This window comes from Mucilaginibacter pineti, from assembly GCF_900101875.1.
In the GTDB taxonomy this organism is placed as follows: domain Bacteria; phylum Bacteroidota; class Bacteroidia; order Sphingobacteriales; family Sphingobacteriaceae; genus Mucilaginibacter; species Mucilaginibacter pineti.
This window is the reverse complement of record NZ_FNAI01000001.1, coordinates 528,209-545,766: the sequence shown is the minus strand read 5'-3', so window position 1 is coordinate 545,766 and position 17,558 is coordinate 528,209. Positions and strand designations below refer to the sequence as shown.

The following is a 17,558-nucleotide window of genomic DNA, read 5'->3' as shown; positions in this document are numbered from 1 at the left end:
CAAAGAGAGAGTAAGGACTTTTGGAGCAAAGAATAAGGACTATCTAACAGCGGTGATTTTTTGGAACTGGTATTACGGATAACAGGCGACAAGTATTATCAAATATATCTGCTAAATTAGGGGCACTTATTAGCTATGAAATATTACTTTAAATTTGATAAGCACCTGGTGGCGTTACCGTTTTTGCTGTTCGTTTACGGATTTATACAAACTGCCAATTTCTTTAACAAACATTTGGCTGTACTTAGCTGGAGCTTTTTCCTGGGGCTGGCATGTATCGTTTTGCTTATAATTTATACTTTCAGAAATTTTAATATGGTGCGGCTGGCAATTTTAAGACGGTCTTTGTTGGAGATCACCGAAGAATATATTCATCACCATGTTTACAATGTTAAATACTACTGGTCAGATATCGATGAAATTGAACCGGCGGATAATACGATCTACATAAAAATGTACGATAAAGCCATATCCCCGGTGAAGGATAAAAATGCGCTTATCCGCTATTTTGTTTACGCAAAAAAGAATAACATGTACACTATTGATCTGACGTATGTAAAAGGCAGTCATAATAAACTATTCAGTCTGCTAAATGACTATAGTATTCCATCCCTTGAATTGGAGGGCAAATAGAAAACATCATACCTAAATAACCTGCATGAAAAAGATCCTGTTTTTAATGGCCATGTTGTGCTGTAATTATGTTAAGGCGCAAAACATAACCATCAACATTACCGGCAGTCCCGATACCGTGGTGAAGATAAATTACCCGGTTGACGGCATAAACTACAATTACTGGCAAAATCAGAAAACGTACCGGCTTGATTCCAAAAATACCATACAGTTTCCTAATACCCTGAAAGCGGGCAACTTTATTTATATATCAAACAATGGCAAGCTTACCCCTGTTTTTATAACACCTGGGAAAAGCCTGCAAATAGACCTTACTGTTAACGACAAAAAACAAACCTTAACGGTAAAAGGCCCCAACGCCGATGGTATTGTACTTTATAATAATTTGAATCACCCATCTTATCAGTTAAAAGCGCGGTTTTATTATAGTAATGATACAACAGCAGCCGGACTGAAAAAGGCTATAGACCTGGATATTACCAAGGAACTTCATCGGTTTGATTCGCTGCTTAAGGTTAAGAAGGTAAGTGAAGAATTTTACCGCTTTACCGAGCGGGATATCCGCTATTATTATGCTGCTGTATTATCGTCTGCAATTTTTGTTCAGTATATTAGGACAACTTACGACCATAATCGGCCCGATTATAAAGCGGTTTTTAATAAGGACTTGGAAGATGCCTGGCCTGAAATATATAAAACAACCCCACCTAACAATCAGTTTGCCACAGGTGCCCCGGAGTTTTTTTACTATGCTAAAGATTATGCTACCTGGTATAAATTAATTTATCTCGCAAAAAAAAACGGCACCTATAATGAGCCCCTTGATGGCAGTAATTATTTTAATAGATTTTACGACAGCTTTAAAGCCAATTTTACCGGTAAAAACCTGGAATACCTGCAAGCCCGCTTCATTTTTGACGAGGCCATGGAAAAACAGTATCAGCCGCAACTTGTAACGTTGTATAACCGGTTTATAAAAGACTATCCCAAAAGTAATTTCACAACTTACCTTACCCAGCTTATTAACGAGATTACAGCCTACCATAAACGAGCCGCGCAGGCATTAAGCGCCGAACAAATTATACTGCCAACAGATGGTATAAGCACTTTCGACCAGCTAATGGCGACATTTAAGGGCAAAACCGTTTATGTAGATATGTGGGCAACCTGGTGCGGGCCTTGTAAAGATGAATTTCAATATGCCGCAGATGTGAGGAAGTATTTAAAAGATAAGAATGTCGAATCGCTTTTTATTTCAATGGATAACGATGGTGCGGATAAGCAATGGCGGGATATGATAAAGTTTTATAACCTAAGCGGCAACCACGCAAGGGTAAACAACACCCTGCTAAAAGATCTGCTGATAAAATTCTGGGATGGTAAAGGCTATTCTATTCCGCGGTACGTGCTGGTGAAGGATGGGGTAATTATTGAAAAAGATGCCGCCCGCCCCAGCGATAAACAAATATTGTATGATCAGATAAGCAAACACCTGTAGCGTTGTTTGCTTATCTGTATCTTTAAATTAAATCATCGCCTTATTAAGCGCTTTAATGGCTTCGGCAAAATCTTCGCGGGCTATCAGGAATTGGATATTCACTTTGCGCAGGGCAAAACCGCAGCTTTTTATGTTGATGCCTTTTTGCGCCAATGCGGTTGCCGACCGCGCCAGTAAACCAGGCTGATCCATATTTGAACCGATAAGGCAAACCATAGCCATTTTCTCTACAGTAACCTTTTCGTAATCGTCCTCCAGCTCCTGGATAAGTTTTTTGTTGAAATCCTTATCCCATATCACTATCGAAATACTGTTGGCGCTGGTAGCTTTAAATGAGTAGCTAACGCCAAACTTGAAGAACAGCTGCATGATATGAAAATCGGTACCAACGTTGCCCACCATCGATGGATCGTAAATATCAATCATGGTTACCCTTTCGGTGCCGGTAATTACCTCAACGCGCTTTTTATTGCAGATGTATTCGCGGGTTATAAGTGTGCCGGGATGCTCGGGCTGAAAGGTGTTTTTAATCCTGAGGTCGATACCGTTTATCTCCAACGGTTTTGAGGCCTTGGGGTGGATGGCTTCCATACCCACATCTGCCAGCTGATCGGCCACATCATAATTGGTATTGCCCACCGGGAAACAGTTATCAACGCCCACCAATTCAGGATCGGCGGTGCATAAATGGTATTCTTTATGGATGATGGCTTCCTGTGGTTTTACAGCCACGGCTATCTTGCTGAAGGTAACTTCCGAATAACCACGATCAAACTCGCGCATGATGCCTTCTGTACCTTTTGCATAGCCGGTTACAATGGTAACGGTGTTTTCAAAATCGATATGCTGCAGGTCTTTCTTTATACGTTGATCTATAGTAAGCGAGCGATGGTCATGAAAACCACTCAAATCAACAAGTGTGGCATTGATGCCCATGCTCAGGAGTATGTTTGTAAACACATAAGCCGAATGGGTTTCACCGATGGAGGCCAGGATCTCGCGTGCTGCCAGTAAAATACCATCTTTACTTACATAGCCCGATGCCAGGATGTTGGCCATGTTTTCCAGGTAAACCTGCGCATCTTTTATACGGGTTTCAATAAACGCGTCGGCTTCGGTTAGGTTTAATCCTAAGCTTTCGTAGCTTTTGTTGATCTGTTTTAGCTTAACAATAAGGGCCGCCAGCGGCTTATGAAAATCCTTATAGCTGGCCAGGCGGTGATAAACGCCGGGCGCCTTGGTCTTTTTATTCTCGAGCAGGAGGTTGGTTACCCCCGAAAATGCCGATACTACAAATATGCGGTTGTACACTTGTTGCCCGCTACGCTCAAACAAAATGATGTTTTTAATAACATCATTTAACGCGGTCATGGATGTACCGCCAATTTTTTCTACTGTTAACATTTTAAAAAATAAACGCTTTACGCGTATGCGATAAAAACTATACCAACACGGGTGCGGGTATAGTTTAGTTTAAATATCGCCTAAATATAATTGGTTATTAGGGTTTTGTGTTTATCTGATCTTTTACAAGGCCAATTCTGCTGAGGCTAAACCTTATCAAAACGGAAGGTTAATTTTCGCAAACAGGGTGGTTAACTTTCCTTTTTGTAAAGATCACCGGCCTTTTCGGCAGAGAGCTTGATGCCCTTTATCATGGCCGAGCTGAAACCGTTGTGCTCCATTTCGTTTAACCCGGCAATGGTACAACCGCTCGGCGATGTAACCTTGTCAATTTCCTGCTCGGGGTGCGATGATAACTGCAACAGCAAATCGGCAGCACCTTTGGCTGTCTGCGCGGCCATTTTTAATGCATCGTGTGCATGGAAACCGATTTCGGTGCCGCCTTGTGAGGCCGCACGGATAGAGCGCAGGAAAAAGGCGATACCGCAGGCACAAAGCGCCGTGGCCGAGGTCATCAGTTCTTCGTTGATCTGGATGCTTACGCCAACAGTATCAAAAAGTGATTTTACCAGGTTGATATTTTTATTGGTGCCGGTATCGGTAGCAATACAGGTCATGGAATGGCCTATGGCTATGGCGGTGTTTGGCATGGCACGTACCACTTGCACGTTCAGATCAAGCTGCTGGCGGATATCATTACAGCTAACGCCGGATATTACCGATATCAACAGCTGTTTATCTGGCTTAATAGATGGGCGTATCTCGTCCAGCAGTTTATTAAGCTGATGCGGCAATACTGCCAGTACTATAATATCGGCCTTGCGTACCGATTTCATGTTGTTATCCGTAGTGTGGTAACCTTCCAGGGCATACTCTGCCAGGGCGTTAACATTTCTGCGTGTAAGGGTAATTTGCTGGGGCTTGCAAATACCTGCTTTAACCAACCCTTTGGCTAATGACAGCCCAATGTTACCAGAGCCTAATATGGCTAATTGCTGTGATGCGTTCATGCGTTTTTACTTAAACGTGTTCCAAATGGTTTGTTATTCTTTAAATTTCCCAGGTCGTCGCTTTTACCAATGATAACTGCTTTTACACCGCAGGCAATGGCGGTAAAGGCGTTGTCAAGCTTGGGCAGCATGCCGCTGTGTATTATTTTCTTTATTTTTAATTCCTCGTAATGCTCCGGGTTTATCTCCCGTATCAGCGAATCTTCATCATCAATATCCTGCAATACGCCCTTTTTCTCAAAACAGTAAATAAGCGTGGTATCATATAATGACGATAACGATACCGCCAGCGCCGATGCAATGGTATCGGCATTGGTGTTAAGCAATTGCCCCTCGCCATCATGCGTTAACGCGCAGAAAGCAGGGGTGAAGCCGGCTTCCATCAAGCGACTTATATTATCCGGATTTATTGATTTTTCGTGTATATCGCCTACAAAACCATAATCTATGGTTTTTACCGGGCGTTTTATTGCCTGGATAAAATTACCGTCGGCACCGGTAAGACCAATAGCATTGGTACCAAAACGCTGCAGCTGGGCCACAATATTCTTGTTGATAAGGCCGCCATACACCATGGTAACCACGCGCAGGGTTTCAATATCGGTAATGCGCCTGCCATCTACCAGCTTGGCTTCAATGCCCATATCTTCAGCAACTTGTGTTGCAACTTTACCGCCGCCGTGCACTAATATTTTATAACCATCAAGCGCTGTAAAATCTTTTAAAAAATGATACAGGTTTTCTGAGTTATCAATAACGTTTCCGCCTATTTTTATTATGTACAGACTTTTATTGCCCTCCATTTGGGTGGATTTTACCGAAACTGCCTCGCTTTTATTCATTCTTAACAATAATATAACCCAGTTGTTGCCAATTTACTATCATTTTAAATAGAAATCTGATAAAAATATGAAATTATCATGTATTTATTGTTAAAATGGCCTTAAAATGATTAATTATATATTGAGGAATAACTTTACAAATTGATTATGAAATAATTAGTATAATTGAAATTTTAAGGCATTAAACTTGCTATAAAATTTACCTATGGATCAAAAGAAGAGTACCAAGCCACGTGTTGTTATAATAGGCGGGGGATTTGGCGGCCTGCAATTAGCAAAAAACCTTAAAAACGCACCGGTAGATGTACTGATGCTGGATAAACATAATTACCACACTTTTCAGCCTTTGCTTTACCAGGTGGCGGCGGGTTCCATAGCCGCAGATTCTATTGGCTTTCCCATTCGTCGTATTTTTACCAAACAGGATAATTTCAGGTTTGCACTGGCCGAGGTTCAGCAGATTCACCCGGAAAGTAATACGATTGATACCAATATTGGCACTATATATTATGACTACCTGATCATCGCTACGGGATCAAACACCAACTTTTTCGGTAATGCCGAAATTGAGCATTTTGCCATGCCGATGAAAAATATTCCTGAGGCGCTTAACCTGCGCAGCCTTATCCTGCAAAACCTGGAAATGTCGCTGGTGAGTAAGGATCCCGAGGAGAAGGCAGCGCTGATGACTTTTGTGGTAGTAGGCGGCGGGCCAACCGGCGTAGAACTCTCTGGTGCACTTGCCGAAATGCGCGAGCTGATACTCATGAAGGATTATCACGGTTTGCGTAAACATAGCATGAAAGTGTACCTGGTTGAAGGCAAGGCCGAATTGCTGGCATCGTTTTCTGAAGGCGCATCATCAAAGGCTAAAAAGTTTCTGCAGGATATGGATGTAACCATATTTAACAGCGTACACGTGCAAAGTTATAACGGTGTTGAATTAAAAATTGATGATGGTACCACCATATTAACGCGTAATGTACTATGGGCCGCAGGCGTAAAAGGCGAAGTACCCGCAGGTATGCCCGAAACCTCCATTACCAAAGGCTACCGCATACTGGTTGATGAAGTGAGCAGGGTACACGGCTACACCAATATTTTTGCGGTAGGCGATGTAGCAGCCATGATAACTCCCGAAACGCCAAACGGGCACCCCGGCGTAGCACCGGCCGCCATGCAACAGGGCGAGTGGCTGGCTAAAAATCTTATCCGCATTATTAATGGCGATGCTACAGTGCCGTTTAAGTATAAGGATAAGGGCTCATTGGCTACCATCGGTCGTAATAAGGCGGTGGCCGATTTGGGCAAACTGCATTTCCAGGGATTTTTTGCCTGGCTGTTGTGGGGCTTTGTACATTTAATGTCGTTGGCAGGTTTTACCAATAAGGGTATTATATTTTTTAGCTGGGCCATAAACTACTTTACCAAAAACAGCGATAACCGTTTGATAGTAAGATATTTTGACCTGGAAACCAGAAAGAGCAGTTCCGAATCGAAATAAAAAGATGCAAATGTTTTAAAACATTGTGCCCTTAGTTTTATTACTATAGGGTAATTGCTTATGGATCTGTTTGTTATAATTGCTTTATTGGTTATTGTAAGTGCTGTTTTTTCGTACATAAACGCACGATTTTTTAAACTTCCGCCCACCATCGGAACGGTTTTGATAGCTACTATAGCATCTATAATTATACTGGTGATTGATAGGGTAAGCCCCGCAACCGCGCAGTATCTTACCACGTTATCCAAGAATATCGACTTTTCAAAGGCGGTGCTTAACATTATGCTGGGCTTCCTGCTTTTTTCCAGCGCCTTTAACCTCGACGGTAAAAAACTAAAGCGCGAAATGCGACCGGTTTTCGTACTGAGTACATTTGGGGTAATACTATCAACAGCCATTTTTGGTTTACTGCTTTTTTACCTCGCGCCACTGTTTCATATCCACATGCCGCTGCTGTATTGTTTGTTGTTTGGAGCATTGGTATCGCCAACAGACCCGGTAGCGGTATCGGCCATTGTAAAAAACTCCAAACTGCCTGCACACCTGGAAACCATTATCTCCGGCGAATCGCTTTTTAACGATGGTTTGGGTTTGGTGCTATTTGTAATTATACTGGAAATAACAAGAGTGGGAGAGCACAATATTGAAGCATCAAAGGTGTTAATGCTGATTATAAAGGAGGTGTTGGGTGGTATTTTGGCCGGAGCTATATTAGGATATCTTGCCCAGCGATTGATGAAATCTGTAAAAGATTTTCAAACCATAGTATTGATCTCGCTGGCATTGGTGATGGGTTTATCTGTACTGGCAACCATTTTTGAATTCTCTATACCATTGTCGGTAGTTACTGCGGGACTGTTTGCCGGCAGTCATTCCATTAACCAGGATAACAAAGAAAAATCGCATGAGGCATTGGAGAAATTCTGGCAGCTGGTAGATGAAATGCTGAACACCATTTTGTTTGTAATGATAGGTTTACAGCTTATCAACCTGCCATTTGTAAACAACTATTGGGTTACGGGGAGTATTTCTATCGTGCTCATATTGGTAGCCAGGTGGCTGAGCATTATGCTGCCGCTTACCTTTTTGCGGCGCAGCTTACAGGTAAACTACAGTAATATCAATATCATGACCTGGGCTGGTTTAAGGGGCGGCATTTCCATAGCATTGGCGCTAACGTTGCCTATTACGCCATACCGGCATTTGATACTTTCGGGCAGTTATTTTATCGTGATATTCTCGGTAATTGTGCAGGGACTAACACTAAATGCCATGATCAACCGCACATCAAAATCAATTGAATAGGTTATTTTAAGCCGTCCATATATTTGGCGATATCCTGCTCATTGGTGTCGTCGCTTTTGCCGAGGGCACTAATAATATTTTCCCGTTCGACGGCTGTGCGGTTTTGGCTGAGTTTCTGTTTGCCTTGCAGGTCATCTACTACAATTTCGAAGGCTACTATGCCCTTCATCATCTTTTGCTTGTATTCATAGGGCAGGCTGTTCCATTGTTGCTGATAGGCTTCCTCGTAGTTATTGATGGTTTTTGCCAGTAACAGGGCGGTGTCTGCACCTTCGGGTACCAGTGTGGCTTTGCCATAAGCGTGTACGGCCATATAATTCCAGGTAGGTACGTTTGTTTCCTTTTCGTAATGCTGGGGTGAGACATAGGCATGCGGTTCGGTAAAAATTACCAGCACTGTTTTACCAACCATATCATTAGCCTGCGGGTTTGCCCTGGCGAAATGTGAGCACAACACAATTTTATCATCGCGCAGTTCCACCAAAAAGGGGAGATGGGTAGCTACTGGCACATCACCCTCCGAAGTAATTATAGTTGCAAAGCTATACCGTTGCATAAAGCTGACGGCCTGCTGCTGATCTGCTAATTGGAAGTGCTTGGGTATGTACATGGTGTTTAATCAAGAAATCTATAAAACCACTGTCATTACTCTAAGAAATGAGGTGTTAGATAAAGGCCTGTCACCCTGAGCTTGTCGAAGGGTCGCGCGCAGCAGCAGCCTTTACCCGCTATGCTTCGACAAGCTCAGCATGACCCCTTTTTGTATTAGTGGCCCAATTACTTTACAACGCTTCCAGCATCTGCTTTAACACCGCTTGTGCGGCCCAAACACGGTTACCGGCTTCATGTACTACAATAGCATTTGGCCCATCGAGTATTTCATCTGATAGTTCCAGGTTACGGCGAACGGGCAGGCAGTGCATTACACGGGCATCGTTGGTTGCTTTCAGCTTTTCATTGGTGAGCATCCATTCCTCATTTTTACCGAGGATATTTCCATAAGGCTCGTAGGCCGACCAGTTTTTTACGTAAATAAAATCGGCCCCGGCCAAAGCTTCATCCTGGTCGTAACTGATCTTAGCGCCCTGGGTAAAATCGGCACAAAGTTCGTAGCCCTTTGGCTGTACAATGGTAAAGTCAACATCGGCCTTGCACATCCACTCCGAAAATGAATTGGGTACGGCCTGCGGTAATGGTTTTATATGCGGTGCCCAGGTTAATACAACCTTAGGGCGCGCGGTTTTCTTTAATTCCTCAATAGTTACCAAATCGGCAAGACTTTGCAGTGGGTGGCGCGTGGCCGATTCAAGGCTCACTACGGGTACTTTACAAAACTCCACAAACTTGTTAAAGATCATTTCGCTGTAATCCTCTTCACGGTTCCTCAAACCCGGGAAAGAGCGTACACCGATAATATCGGCATATTGGCCCATAACACCTGCTGCTTCGCGAATGTGCTCAACAGTGGTTCCGTCCATGATCACGCCGTCGCGCAGTTCCAAAGCCCAGCCTTCTTTATCAATATTAAGCACCATAACGTTCATACCCAGGTTAAGGGCCGCCTTTTGGGTACTCATACGGGTACGCAAACTTGGATTTAAAAACACCAAAGCAAGTGTTTTATTTTTACCAAGTTGCTGGTGTTCAAATGGGTTTTGCTTAAGCGCCAAAGCCTCTTTTACAAGGGCGTTGATATCAGTAACATCATTTACAGAGGAAAACAGTTTCATAGACTTACTTAATAATTGTAACAAAATTATAAAGTCTCCCCCTTTGGGGGAGATTAGAGGGGGCTTTTATTGATTCAGAACATTTACAAAAGCTTCCAGGAACCTGTCAGCGTGAGCTTTTGTGAGGTTTAATGCGGGGAGGAGCCTTACCACGTTTGGTTTTGCTTCGCCGGTAAAAATGTGGTGCTTAAATAAAAGCTCTTTACGGACATGGGCTAATTCTTCGGGCAGTTCAATACCAATCATTAATCCGCGGCCCCTTACTTCTTTTACCTGCTCCAGTTTTTTAAGTTCCTTTATCAGGTACTCGCCAATAGTAGCGGCATTTAGCATCAGGTTATCCTGCTCCATGATTTCCAAAACAGCCAAACCGGCAGCGCAAGCCAGGTGATTACCGCCGAAAGTAGTGCCCAGCATACCATAAGCAGGCTGTATTTTTGGCGATATGATGATACCTCCAACCGGGAAACCATTCCCCATTCCCTTGGCCATTGTATAAATATCGGCATTAACACCGGCAAAATCTTGTGAGAAGAACTTACCTGTACGGCCGTATCCGCATTGAACAGAATCGGCAATAAAAACGGCGTTATGCTCATCGCATAGTGAACGGATCTTTTGCAGGAAGCTTTCTGGCGCTACCTGGATGCCGCCAACACCCTGGATACCTTCAATGATAACAGATGAAATTTCGTTATCGGCAAAAGCCTGCGCTAATGCTGCTTCATCTGCCCATGGCAAAAAGATAACATTATCTGTTTCATTGATGGGGGCAACAATTTTAGGGTTATCGGTAACCGCAACGGCTAATGATGTACGACCGTGAAACGATTTCCTGAAAGCAATAACTTTCTTTTTACCATTATAAAACGAAGCCAGTTTAAGCGCGTTCTCGTTTGCCTCGGCACCAGAATTACACATAAACAGCTGATAATCATCCTTGCCCGATACCTTACCTAACAAGGTTGCCAATTCCTTTTGAATTGGAATTTCTATAGAGTTGGAGTAAAAACCCAATTGGTGCAATTGATCCTCCAAACGTTTTACGTAATGGGGGTGGGTATGACCGATAGATATAACAGCGTGACCGCCATACATATCAAGATATTCTGTGCCATGGGCATCATAAACAAGGCTGCCCTGACCTTTAACTATATTTATTGGGTTGATGGGGTATACGTCGAACAGTTTCATATTATTAAGGCTTAAAGCTAAAGGCCTAAGGCAAAAAGCTTTTATTTTCTAAATGTTGTATAAAGTTTAAAGCTAAAGGCTCAAGGCAAAAAGCTTTTTACTTTCTAAGTGTTTTAATAAGGCCTATCAGCATGGCCTTTACTTCATTAATTGTTTTATTAGTTTGCTCATACAAGTGTTCGTCAACATAACTCAAATCTCGACACATTAACAAGCAATATTCTAATTCGTGTGACGAGCCTAAAGCCTGATCTAAAAAGTGAGCAAAATCACGCTCTGTATTTCTTCCGCATCCTTCCACAATATTTAGCGGAATAGAGTAAGAGGCACGCTTTGTTTGACTCATTAAATCATATTGTTCACTTTTAGGGAATTTAGGAAGTACAGTTAAATAGATGAACATATTTAGTTCATGTGCTTTTTTCCATACTTCATATTTCCTATAATCCCTCATATTGTGAGCCTAAAGCTAAAAGCCTAAAGCAAAAAGCTTTACTTTTCTAATTATTTTATCGTTACAATTATAATCATATAATGGCAACTGCTTTTTGCTTTGGGCCTTTAGCTTTCAGCTTAAAAAGGCTTTTTGCTTTGGGCTTTTAGCCTTCAGCTTAAAAAGCAGTCGCCTTGAGTCGTAGTCCTGCGCGCTCATCGAGGCCAAACAGGAGGTTCATGTTCTGTACTGCCTGGCCCGAAGCGCCTTTAAGTAAATTGTCCATTATGCTGATAATGAATATTTTATTATCGTGTTTTTTAACCTGGATAAAACATTTGTTGGTATTAACAATCTGTTTCAAATCGATATTACGATTGGTTACATGCGTAAAAGGGTGACCTTCATAATAAACTTGGTACAATGCTAAAGCATCTTCTTCACTCAGGTCACTCTCGGTATACATCGACGCGATGATGCCACGGGTAAAGTCGCCGCGATATGGGATAAAGTTAATAGCCTTATCAAAACCCGACTGCAACTGTTTTAAGGATTGCCCAATTTCGTTTAAATGCTGGTGGTTAAAAGCCTTATAAACAGATAGGTTATCATTTCTCCAAGTAAAGTGGGAGGTAGCCGCCAAACTTTGACCGGCACCCGTTGAGCCAGTTGTAGCCGTAATATGTACTTCGCTATTTAACAGACCTTTTGAAGCCAAAGGCAATAAGCCCAACTGTAAACAGGTAGCGAAACAACCCGGATTGGCAATATTATCAGCAGTTTTAATAGCCTCGCGGTTAAGCTCGGGCAAGCCGTAAACAAAGTTTTTACTTTTTAATTTTGAGTTCTGACTTAACCTAAAATCCTGGCTTAGGTCGATAATCTTTACCGAATCGGGAATTTCGTTCGCCTCCAAAAACTTCTTGGCATCGCCATGACCAACGCAAAGGAAAAGCACGTCAATACCAGTTGATAGTTCGGCCGCGAATTTAAGGTCGGTATCGCCAAACAGGTCGGTGTGTACTTCGTAAACATAATTACCGGCGTTGCTGTTGCTGTGCACAAAAGCAATATCCACATTGGGGTGGTTTATCAGGATACGCAGCATTTCGCCGCCTGTGTATCCCGCACCGCCAATGATTCCTGCTTTAATTTTATTTGATGTTAATCCTGTCATTATTTGTTGATGGATATGAATATAAAATAAACTCCAGGTCACTCCGGTCGTTATTACTGATGAAGTGCTTTTGACCCGGTAATATCTCGATGCCCTGTTCTGGCTTTAATACCGTGGTTTCTCCATCTATAGAAAACGTTGCCCGTCCCTTTAAAATGAAAAATACCTGCGTAGCTTTTTCGTGATAATGTAATTGTTCGGCAGTATCCGGCGGCATCAGCTCCTGTTTAACAGATAGTGCTTCGGTATCAATGAAAGTCCATCCGTGGCAATCATCGCCCCAGTTATAATGCTTTAAACATTCTCCTTTTGAAAAAGCTGTGTTAATCATTTTGCGTCCTGATTAACCTTGTGATATATCATAACCTGGTTACCGAATATCTTAGAGAAACCTTTAACATCTTCGCCGCTCCATGAGTTGTTCATTTCGCCATAGCTGCCAAACTTGTTGCTCATCAGGTCATGATCCGACTCGATACCTATCACCTGGAAACGATACGGGTGCAGCTGTACAAATACCTTGCCGCTTACGTTGGTCTGTGTGTCGCTCAGGAAAGCCTCCATATTACGCATAATAGGGTCATGAAACTGCCCTTCATGAAGCCAGTTACCGTAGAACATCGAAAGCTGATCTTTCCAGGTTAACTGCCATTTGGTTAGGGTGTGTTTCTCTAAAGTATGGTGAGCTTTAATAATTACCATAGGAGCAGCAGCTTCAAAGCCAACGCGGCCTTTAATGCCAATAATGGTATCGCCCACGTGAATATCCCTGCCAATGCCGTAAGGCTGCGCAATGGCCTGTAAAGCCTGGATAGCTTTTGTAGGATGATCGTATTTTTCACCGTCGATGCCTACAAGTTCGCCTTTTTCAAATTCAAGAACAATATCTCTTACTTCGGTTTCGGTAACCTGTGTTGGCCATGCCTCTTCTGGTAAGCCCAGGTTTGATGTAAGTGTTTCTTTACCACCAACAGATGTTCCCCAGATACCCTTGTTAATAGAGTATTTAGCTTTCTCGAAGTTCATATCCACACCATGATCTTTCAGGTATTGGATCTCGGCCTCGCGACTAAGTTTTAAATCGCGGATAGGGGTGATGATCTTTACTTCGGGCACCAGGATATTAAAGATCATATCAAAACGCACCTGATCGTTACCGGCACCGGTACTGCCGTGGGCAACATACTCGGCACCAATTTCTTTAGCGTAATTTGCGATGGCGGTAGCCTGACTTACACGTTCGGCACTAACCGAAAGCGGGTAGGTGTTGTTTTTTAACACGTTCCCATAAATCAAAAAGCGAACGCAGGTGTTATAAAAATTCTCAGTTTCGTCAACAACGTGGTGTGATGTTACGCCCATTTTGTAGGCGCGTTCTTCCACACCTTTCAATTCCTCGTCGCTAAAGCCACCGGTGTTTACAATAACCGAGTGAACTTCGTAACCAAGATCCTGTGTTAAATATATACAGCAAAATGAGGTATCTAATCCGCCGCTGTATGCTAATACTACTTTCTTCATTTGGGGTAAAAGGTTAAAGGCGAAAGGTTAAAGGTTTCGCCGCGTAAAAATTTTATAAAGCCAATTAACATGGCTTTTACTTCGTTAATTATTGTGTGTATTTTGTTGTATATTTCTTTTGGAATAAGTCCCAGATCGTAAATTAAATAGCAAGTGTACTCTACTTCATGAGCCGAACCTAATGCGTTATCAAGGTAATGAACAAAATCTTTATCGGTGTTTTTACCGCATCCTTCAACGATATTTAAAGGGATTGAATAGGTTCGAAGCTGATTGGTTAAAGCAAAACGTTCTTCAACGGGCATAATAGGCAAAACTTCGGCATACACCTGCTTTGTAAGCAAGTGTGATTTTTTCCAGATGTCAAGTTTCTTATAATCTCTCATGTTACCTAAATTTCTACCTTTAACCTTTCGCCTTTGACCTTTAACCTCCTATTCGTGGTGTATGCGTTTCTTAATGGCGTTTTCAATACGTTCAAGGAGGGTTGCTTTATGGGTAATGCGTTTCATTTTTTCCTCATCCTGTTTAAGCTTTTCGGCCGGATCAAACAGCATGGCAGTGCACATGCAGTTTTTGCGGTCTTTGCTCATCAGTATGTCGTAGTTTACGCAGCTTTTGCAGCCCGCCCAAAAGTTTTCGTCCTGGGTAAGTTCAGAGTAGGTGACAGGTTCGTAACCAATTTCTGAATTGATACGCATAACGGCCAGACCGGTTGTTAATCCGAATATTTTAGCATCGGGATATTTTTTGCGGGAAAGTTGAAAAATAGCGTGTTTAATAGCCTTTGCCAACCCTACCTTACGATAGTGGGGGTTAACAATAAGACCCGAGTTGGCAACAAAATCGCCGTGGCTCCAGGTTTCAATATAACAAAAGCCGGCCCAGGTACCGTCTTTATGCACGGCTATAACTGCCTTGCCTTCCAGCATTTTGTTGGCAACATATTCGGGCGAGCGTTGAGCAATGCCGGTACCGCGTGCTTTGGCCGATTCGGCCATTTCATCGCAAATAAGTGGGGCATAGTCTACATGCTGTGCTGTAGCAACCTGAATATCAAAATCTTGTATTGTCATTTAAATAGGTGATTACCGTTAAATTAATTGGCTTTTGAGGCCTTAATAATTAGATGGTTTTTTTATAAAAGAGTTTAAAACTCTTTTATGAGGGGTTAGTACAGGAAACTAATTCAAACCCGTGGCATATAGGGCCTTCGTCGGGGAGAGCCGCATAAAAAAACAGTTGAACCCAAAGCAGCGGCAACCGGAGCAAATGTTGCTCTTATTGCGGGCTTATTTAAGCTTGGTTGATTCATTTTTTTGAGGTATTACTGTGTTTTTAATTTGGGTGCAAATTAGGCCATAAATTTTTACTTATACAAGAAAAAAATTATTTAGTTATAGTGGGATGACAAGTTGAATTTTGTCTGAACCGGGATTAGCGGGATTATAGGATGAACAGGATTTTGTCTGAACCGGGATTTATAAGATTAAAGGATGAATAGGATTCTTTTATAAAAATCCAATAATCTGATAAATCAGCTTAATCGCGGTTCAGACAAATATCATGGCGTTGCCTGCGGCCAGGCTTTCTGCTCATACTGCTCAGGCATTAGCCACAGGCCGGTATCCACGTCCCTAACGCTAACTGCACAAATCGGGCTTAACAACCATTCTCTTAACCAACTTAATCAACCATTCACCTTTTCGAAACAATGTCACCCAAAATCATATCTGCATGAATGCGGGAGTTTTCGATGAACCACAGGTGCGTATCCATTCCGCCGCATACCACGCCGGCGAGGTACAGGCCGGGTAAGTTAGTTTCCATGGTTTCGGGGTTGTACTGTGGTATAAATTTATCTTCGGATAGTATGATGCCCAACTTTTTAAGGAAATTGAAATTGGGTTTATAACCCGTCATGGCCATTACAAAATCATTGGGGATGGTAAGCAGGCCATCGGGCGTTTGTATATCCACCTCATGCTCACGGACCGCTTCCAGGTTAGAGTTGAAATAAGCCTTAATACTGCCTTCTTTTATCCGGTTAATAATATCAGGACGAACCCAGTATTTAACCCTGTTGCTGATCTCGGGGCCGCGTACTACCAATGTAACTTCGGCACCTTTGCGGTAAGTTTCCAGTGCCACATCAATGGCCGAATTGCTGGAACCCACAACCACAACCTTTTGCGATGTGTAATAATGCGGGTCCTGGTAATAGTGTTTTACTTTGGGCAGGTCTTCGCCGGGAATATCAAGATTAACGGCAATATCATAAAAACCGGTTGAGAGAATCACTTTTCTTGCCTGGTAAGTAGCTTTGCTGGTGGTTATTATATAGCCATTACCTTCGGCTTTTACATTGGTAACTTCCTCAAATAAATTAAGCGGCAGGTTATTGGATAATGCAACCCGGCGATAATACTCTAAAGCATCGTTACGGGTAGGCTTGTTATGCACGGTTACAAAAGGTACACCGCCAATTTCCAGTTTCTCCGAAGTGGAGAAGAAAGTCATGGTAGCTGGGTAGTTGTACAACGAGTTTACCAGGCAGCCTTTTTCAACAATAATAAAACTTAAACCGGCTTTTTGCGCTGCAAGTCCGCAGGCTAAACCAATAGGGCCGCCGCCTATAATGAGTATATCGAGCATAAGGCGAAGATAGGCAGTTTAGGGAGAAGTAATATCGAATAATGTACTTGAATGTCGAACTTTCGTAAGTTTATGCGTCTACGCTTGAACTATGCTTTACGGGAGTGTCTGCGCTTGAACATGCAGTAGCGCTAAGTTAAAGCAACGAAAATTAATGCAATAATTGCAGGCAGGGCCTGAGTGAAGAATATTTTTTTTGAAGCGGAGATTGCACCATATAACCCCGCCACAATTACGCAAATTAAAAAGAAACAGGCTACGTTTTTTTGCCACACCAAATCCGAAATAAAAAAACTCCAGATTAAACCTTCAGCCAAAAAGCCGTTATATAATCCCTGGTTGGCTGCTAAACCCTTCGTAGGTTTGAATAGCTCTTCGGGCAGGACCTGTTTAAACACTTTTTTACCTGTTGTTTCCCAGGCAAACATCTCCATCCATAAAATAAAAAGATGTTCAATAGCTACTATTCCTGTAAATGTTTTAGCTAACAGTGGTATCATGTTTTCCATAATTTGGTTGATGGGTGTTATTGTTCCGGAAAAAAAGCCAGCATATTTACACAATTGATATTTTATAAGCTTGGTTAAATGTACTGTTCTGCAAGGATATTTAACAATGTTATTACGGTAAATTCGATATTATCAAAAGTGTG

The 17,558-nt window shown here is 42.3% G+C and carries 18 protein-coding genes; 4 read left to right on the top strand and 14 right to left on the bottom strand.

The window, feature by feature from the left end:
• The first annotated feature begins 135 nt into the window (after positions 1–135).
• Both BLS59_RS02190 and BLS59_RS02185 read left to right on the top strand, forming a co-directional pair.
• The gene (locus BLS59_RS02190; protein WP_091143528.1) at positions 136–633 is read left to right on the top strand and encodes a hypothetical protein; all 498 of its coding nucleotides are present in this window, start codon (positions 136–138) and stop codon (positions 631–633) included.
• A gap of 25 nt (positions 634–658) precedes the next feature.
• Positions 659–2,131, top strand: a complete 1,473-nt coding sequence (locus tag BLS59_RS02185; protein ID WP_091143525.1) for a TlpA family protein disulfide reductase — start codon at positions 659–661, stop codon at positions 2,129–2,131.
• 27 nt (positions 2,132–2,158) lie between these two features.
• Here the strand turns inward: BLS59_RS02185 and BLS59_RS02180 are convergent, their stop codons facing one another.
• The 3 genes from BLS59_RS02180 to argB form a co-directional block, all read right to left on the bottom strand.
• Positions 2,159–3,535 (bottom strand): aspartate kinase, encoded by a 1,377-nt coding sequence (locus BLS59_RS02180; RefSeq protein WP_091143520.1) that lies wholly within the window; start codon positions 3,533–3,535, stop codon positions 2,159–2,161.
• Positions 3,536–3,726: 191 nt separating this feature from the next.
• On the bottom strand, positions 3,727–4,545 hold the full coding sequence (gene proC, locus BLS59_RS02175) for a pyrroline-5-carboxylate reductase (RefSeq protein ID WP_091143517.1): 819 nt from the start codon (positions 4,543–4,545) through the stop codon (positions 3,727–3,729).
• The gene (gene argB / locus BLS59_RS02170) at positions 4,542–5,387 is read right to left on the bottom strand and encodes an acetylglutamate kinase (protein WP_240315125.1); all 846 of its coding nucleotides are present in this window, start codon (positions 5,385–5,387) and stop codon (positions 4,542–4,544) included. The genes proC and argB overlap by 4 nt, the downstream gene beginning before the upstream one ends.
• 205 nt (positions 5,388–5,592) lie before the next feature.
• Here argB and BLS59_RS02165 point away from each other — a divergent pair, with 205 nt between their 5' ends.
• Together BLS59_RS02165 and BLS59_RS02160 are read left to right on the top strand one after the other, a co-directional pair.
• On the top strand, positions 5,593–6,891 hold the full coding sequence (locus BLS59_RS02165; RefSeq protein WP_091143513.1) for an NAD(P)/FAD-dependent oxidoreductase: 1,299 nt from the start codon (positions 5,593–5,595) through the stop codon (positions 6,889–6,891).
• Between the two features lie 60 nt (positions 6,892–6,951).
• Positions 6,952–8,196, top strand: coding sequence for a cation:proton antiporter (locus BLS59_RS02160; RefSeq protein ID WP_091143508.1), 1,245 nt, complete (start codon positions 6,952–6,954; stop codon positions 8,194–8,196).
• Position 8,197: 1 nt separating this feature from the next.
• Here BLS59_RS02160 and BLS59_RS02155 read toward each other — a convergent pair whose 3' ends face one another.
• The 11 genes from BLS59_RS02155 to BLS59_RS02105 form a co-directional block, all read right to left on the bottom strand.
• Positions 8,198–8,806 (bottom strand): FMN-binding negative transcriptional regulator, encoded by a 609-nt coding sequence (locus BLS59_RS02155; RefSeq protein ID WP_091143505.1) that lies wholly within the window; start codon positions 8,804–8,806, stop codon positions 8,198–8,200.
• A 172-nt stretch (positions 8,807–8,978) separates the two neighbouring features.
• Positions 8,979–9,926, bottom strand: a complete 948-nt coding sequence (locus BLS59_RS02150; RefSeq protein ID WP_091143502.1) for an N-acetylornithine carbamoyltransferase — start codon at positions 9,924–9,926, stop codon at positions 8,979–8,981.
• Positions 9,927–9,992: 66 nt separating this feature from the next.
• Positions 9,993–11,120 (bottom strand): aspartate aminotransferase family protein, encoded by a 1,128-nt coding sequence (locus tag BLS59_RS02145; protein ID WP_091143498.1) that lies wholly within the window; start codon positions 11,118–11,120, stop codon positions 9,993–9,995.
• A 97-nt stretch (positions 11,121–11,217) separates the two neighbouring features.
• Positions 11,218–11,574: a four helix bundle protein gene (locus BLS59_RS02140; protein ID WP_091143495.1), complete on the bottom strand. Its 357-nt coding sequence runs from the start codon at positions 11,572–11,574 to the stop codon at positions 11,218–11,220.
• Between the two features lie 157 nt (positions 11,575–11,731).
• Positions 11,732–12,730 carry an N-acetyl-gamma-glutamyl-phosphate reductase gene (gene argC, locus BLS59_RS02135; RefSeq protein ID WP_091143491.1) on the bottom strand — a complete coding sequence of 333 codons (999 nt, stop codon included), beginning with the start codon at positions 12,728–12,730 and terminating at the stop codon, positions 11,732–11,734.
• Positions 12,708–13,061, bottom strand: coding sequence for a cupin domain-containing protein (locus BLS59_RS02130; RefSeq protein ID WP_091143488.1), 354 nt, complete (start codon positions 13,059–13,061; stop codon positions 12,708–12,710). The genes argC and BLS59_RS02130 overlap by 23 nt, the downstream gene beginning before the upstream one ends.
• Positions 13,058–14,251: an argininosuccinate synthase gene (gene argG / locus BLS59_RS02125; RefSeq protein WP_091143484.1), complete on the bottom strand. Its 1,194-nt coding sequence runs from the start codon at positions 14,249–14,251 to the stop codon at positions 13,058–13,060. Before argG ends, BLS59_RS02130 begins: the two co-directional genes overlap by 4 nt.
• Positions 14,248–14,637, bottom strand: coding sequence for a four helix bundle protein (locus BLS59_RS02120; RefSeq protein WP_091143481.1), 390 nt, complete (start codon positions 14,635–14,637; stop codon positions 14,248–14,250). Before BLS59_RS02120 ends, argG begins: the two co-directional genes overlap by 4 nt.
• Positions 14,638–14,685: 48 nt before the next feature.
• Positions 14,686–15,327 carry an N-acetyltransferase gene (locus BLS59_RS02115; RefSeq protein WP_091143477.1) on the bottom strand — a complete coding sequence of 214 codons (642 nt, stop codon included), beginning with the start codon at positions 15,325–15,327 and terminating at the stop codon, positions 14,686–14,688.
• A 622-nt stretch (positions 15,328–15,949) separates the two neighbouring features.
• The gene (locus BLS59_RS02110) at positions 15,950–16,906 is read right to left on the bottom strand and encodes a YpdA family putative bacillithiol disulfide reductase (RefSeq protein WP_091143474.1); all 957 of its coding nucleotides are present in this window, start codon (positions 16,904–16,906) and stop codon (positions 15,950–15,952) included.
• 131 nt (positions 16,907–17,037) lie between these two features.
• A complete protein-coding gene (locus BLS59_RS02105) occupies positions 17,038–17,415 on the bottom strand; it encodes a DUF1304 domain-containing protein (RefSeq protein ID WP_240315123.1) in 378 nt (125 codons plus the stop codon).
• Positions 17,416–17,558 lie beyond the last annotated feature (143 nt).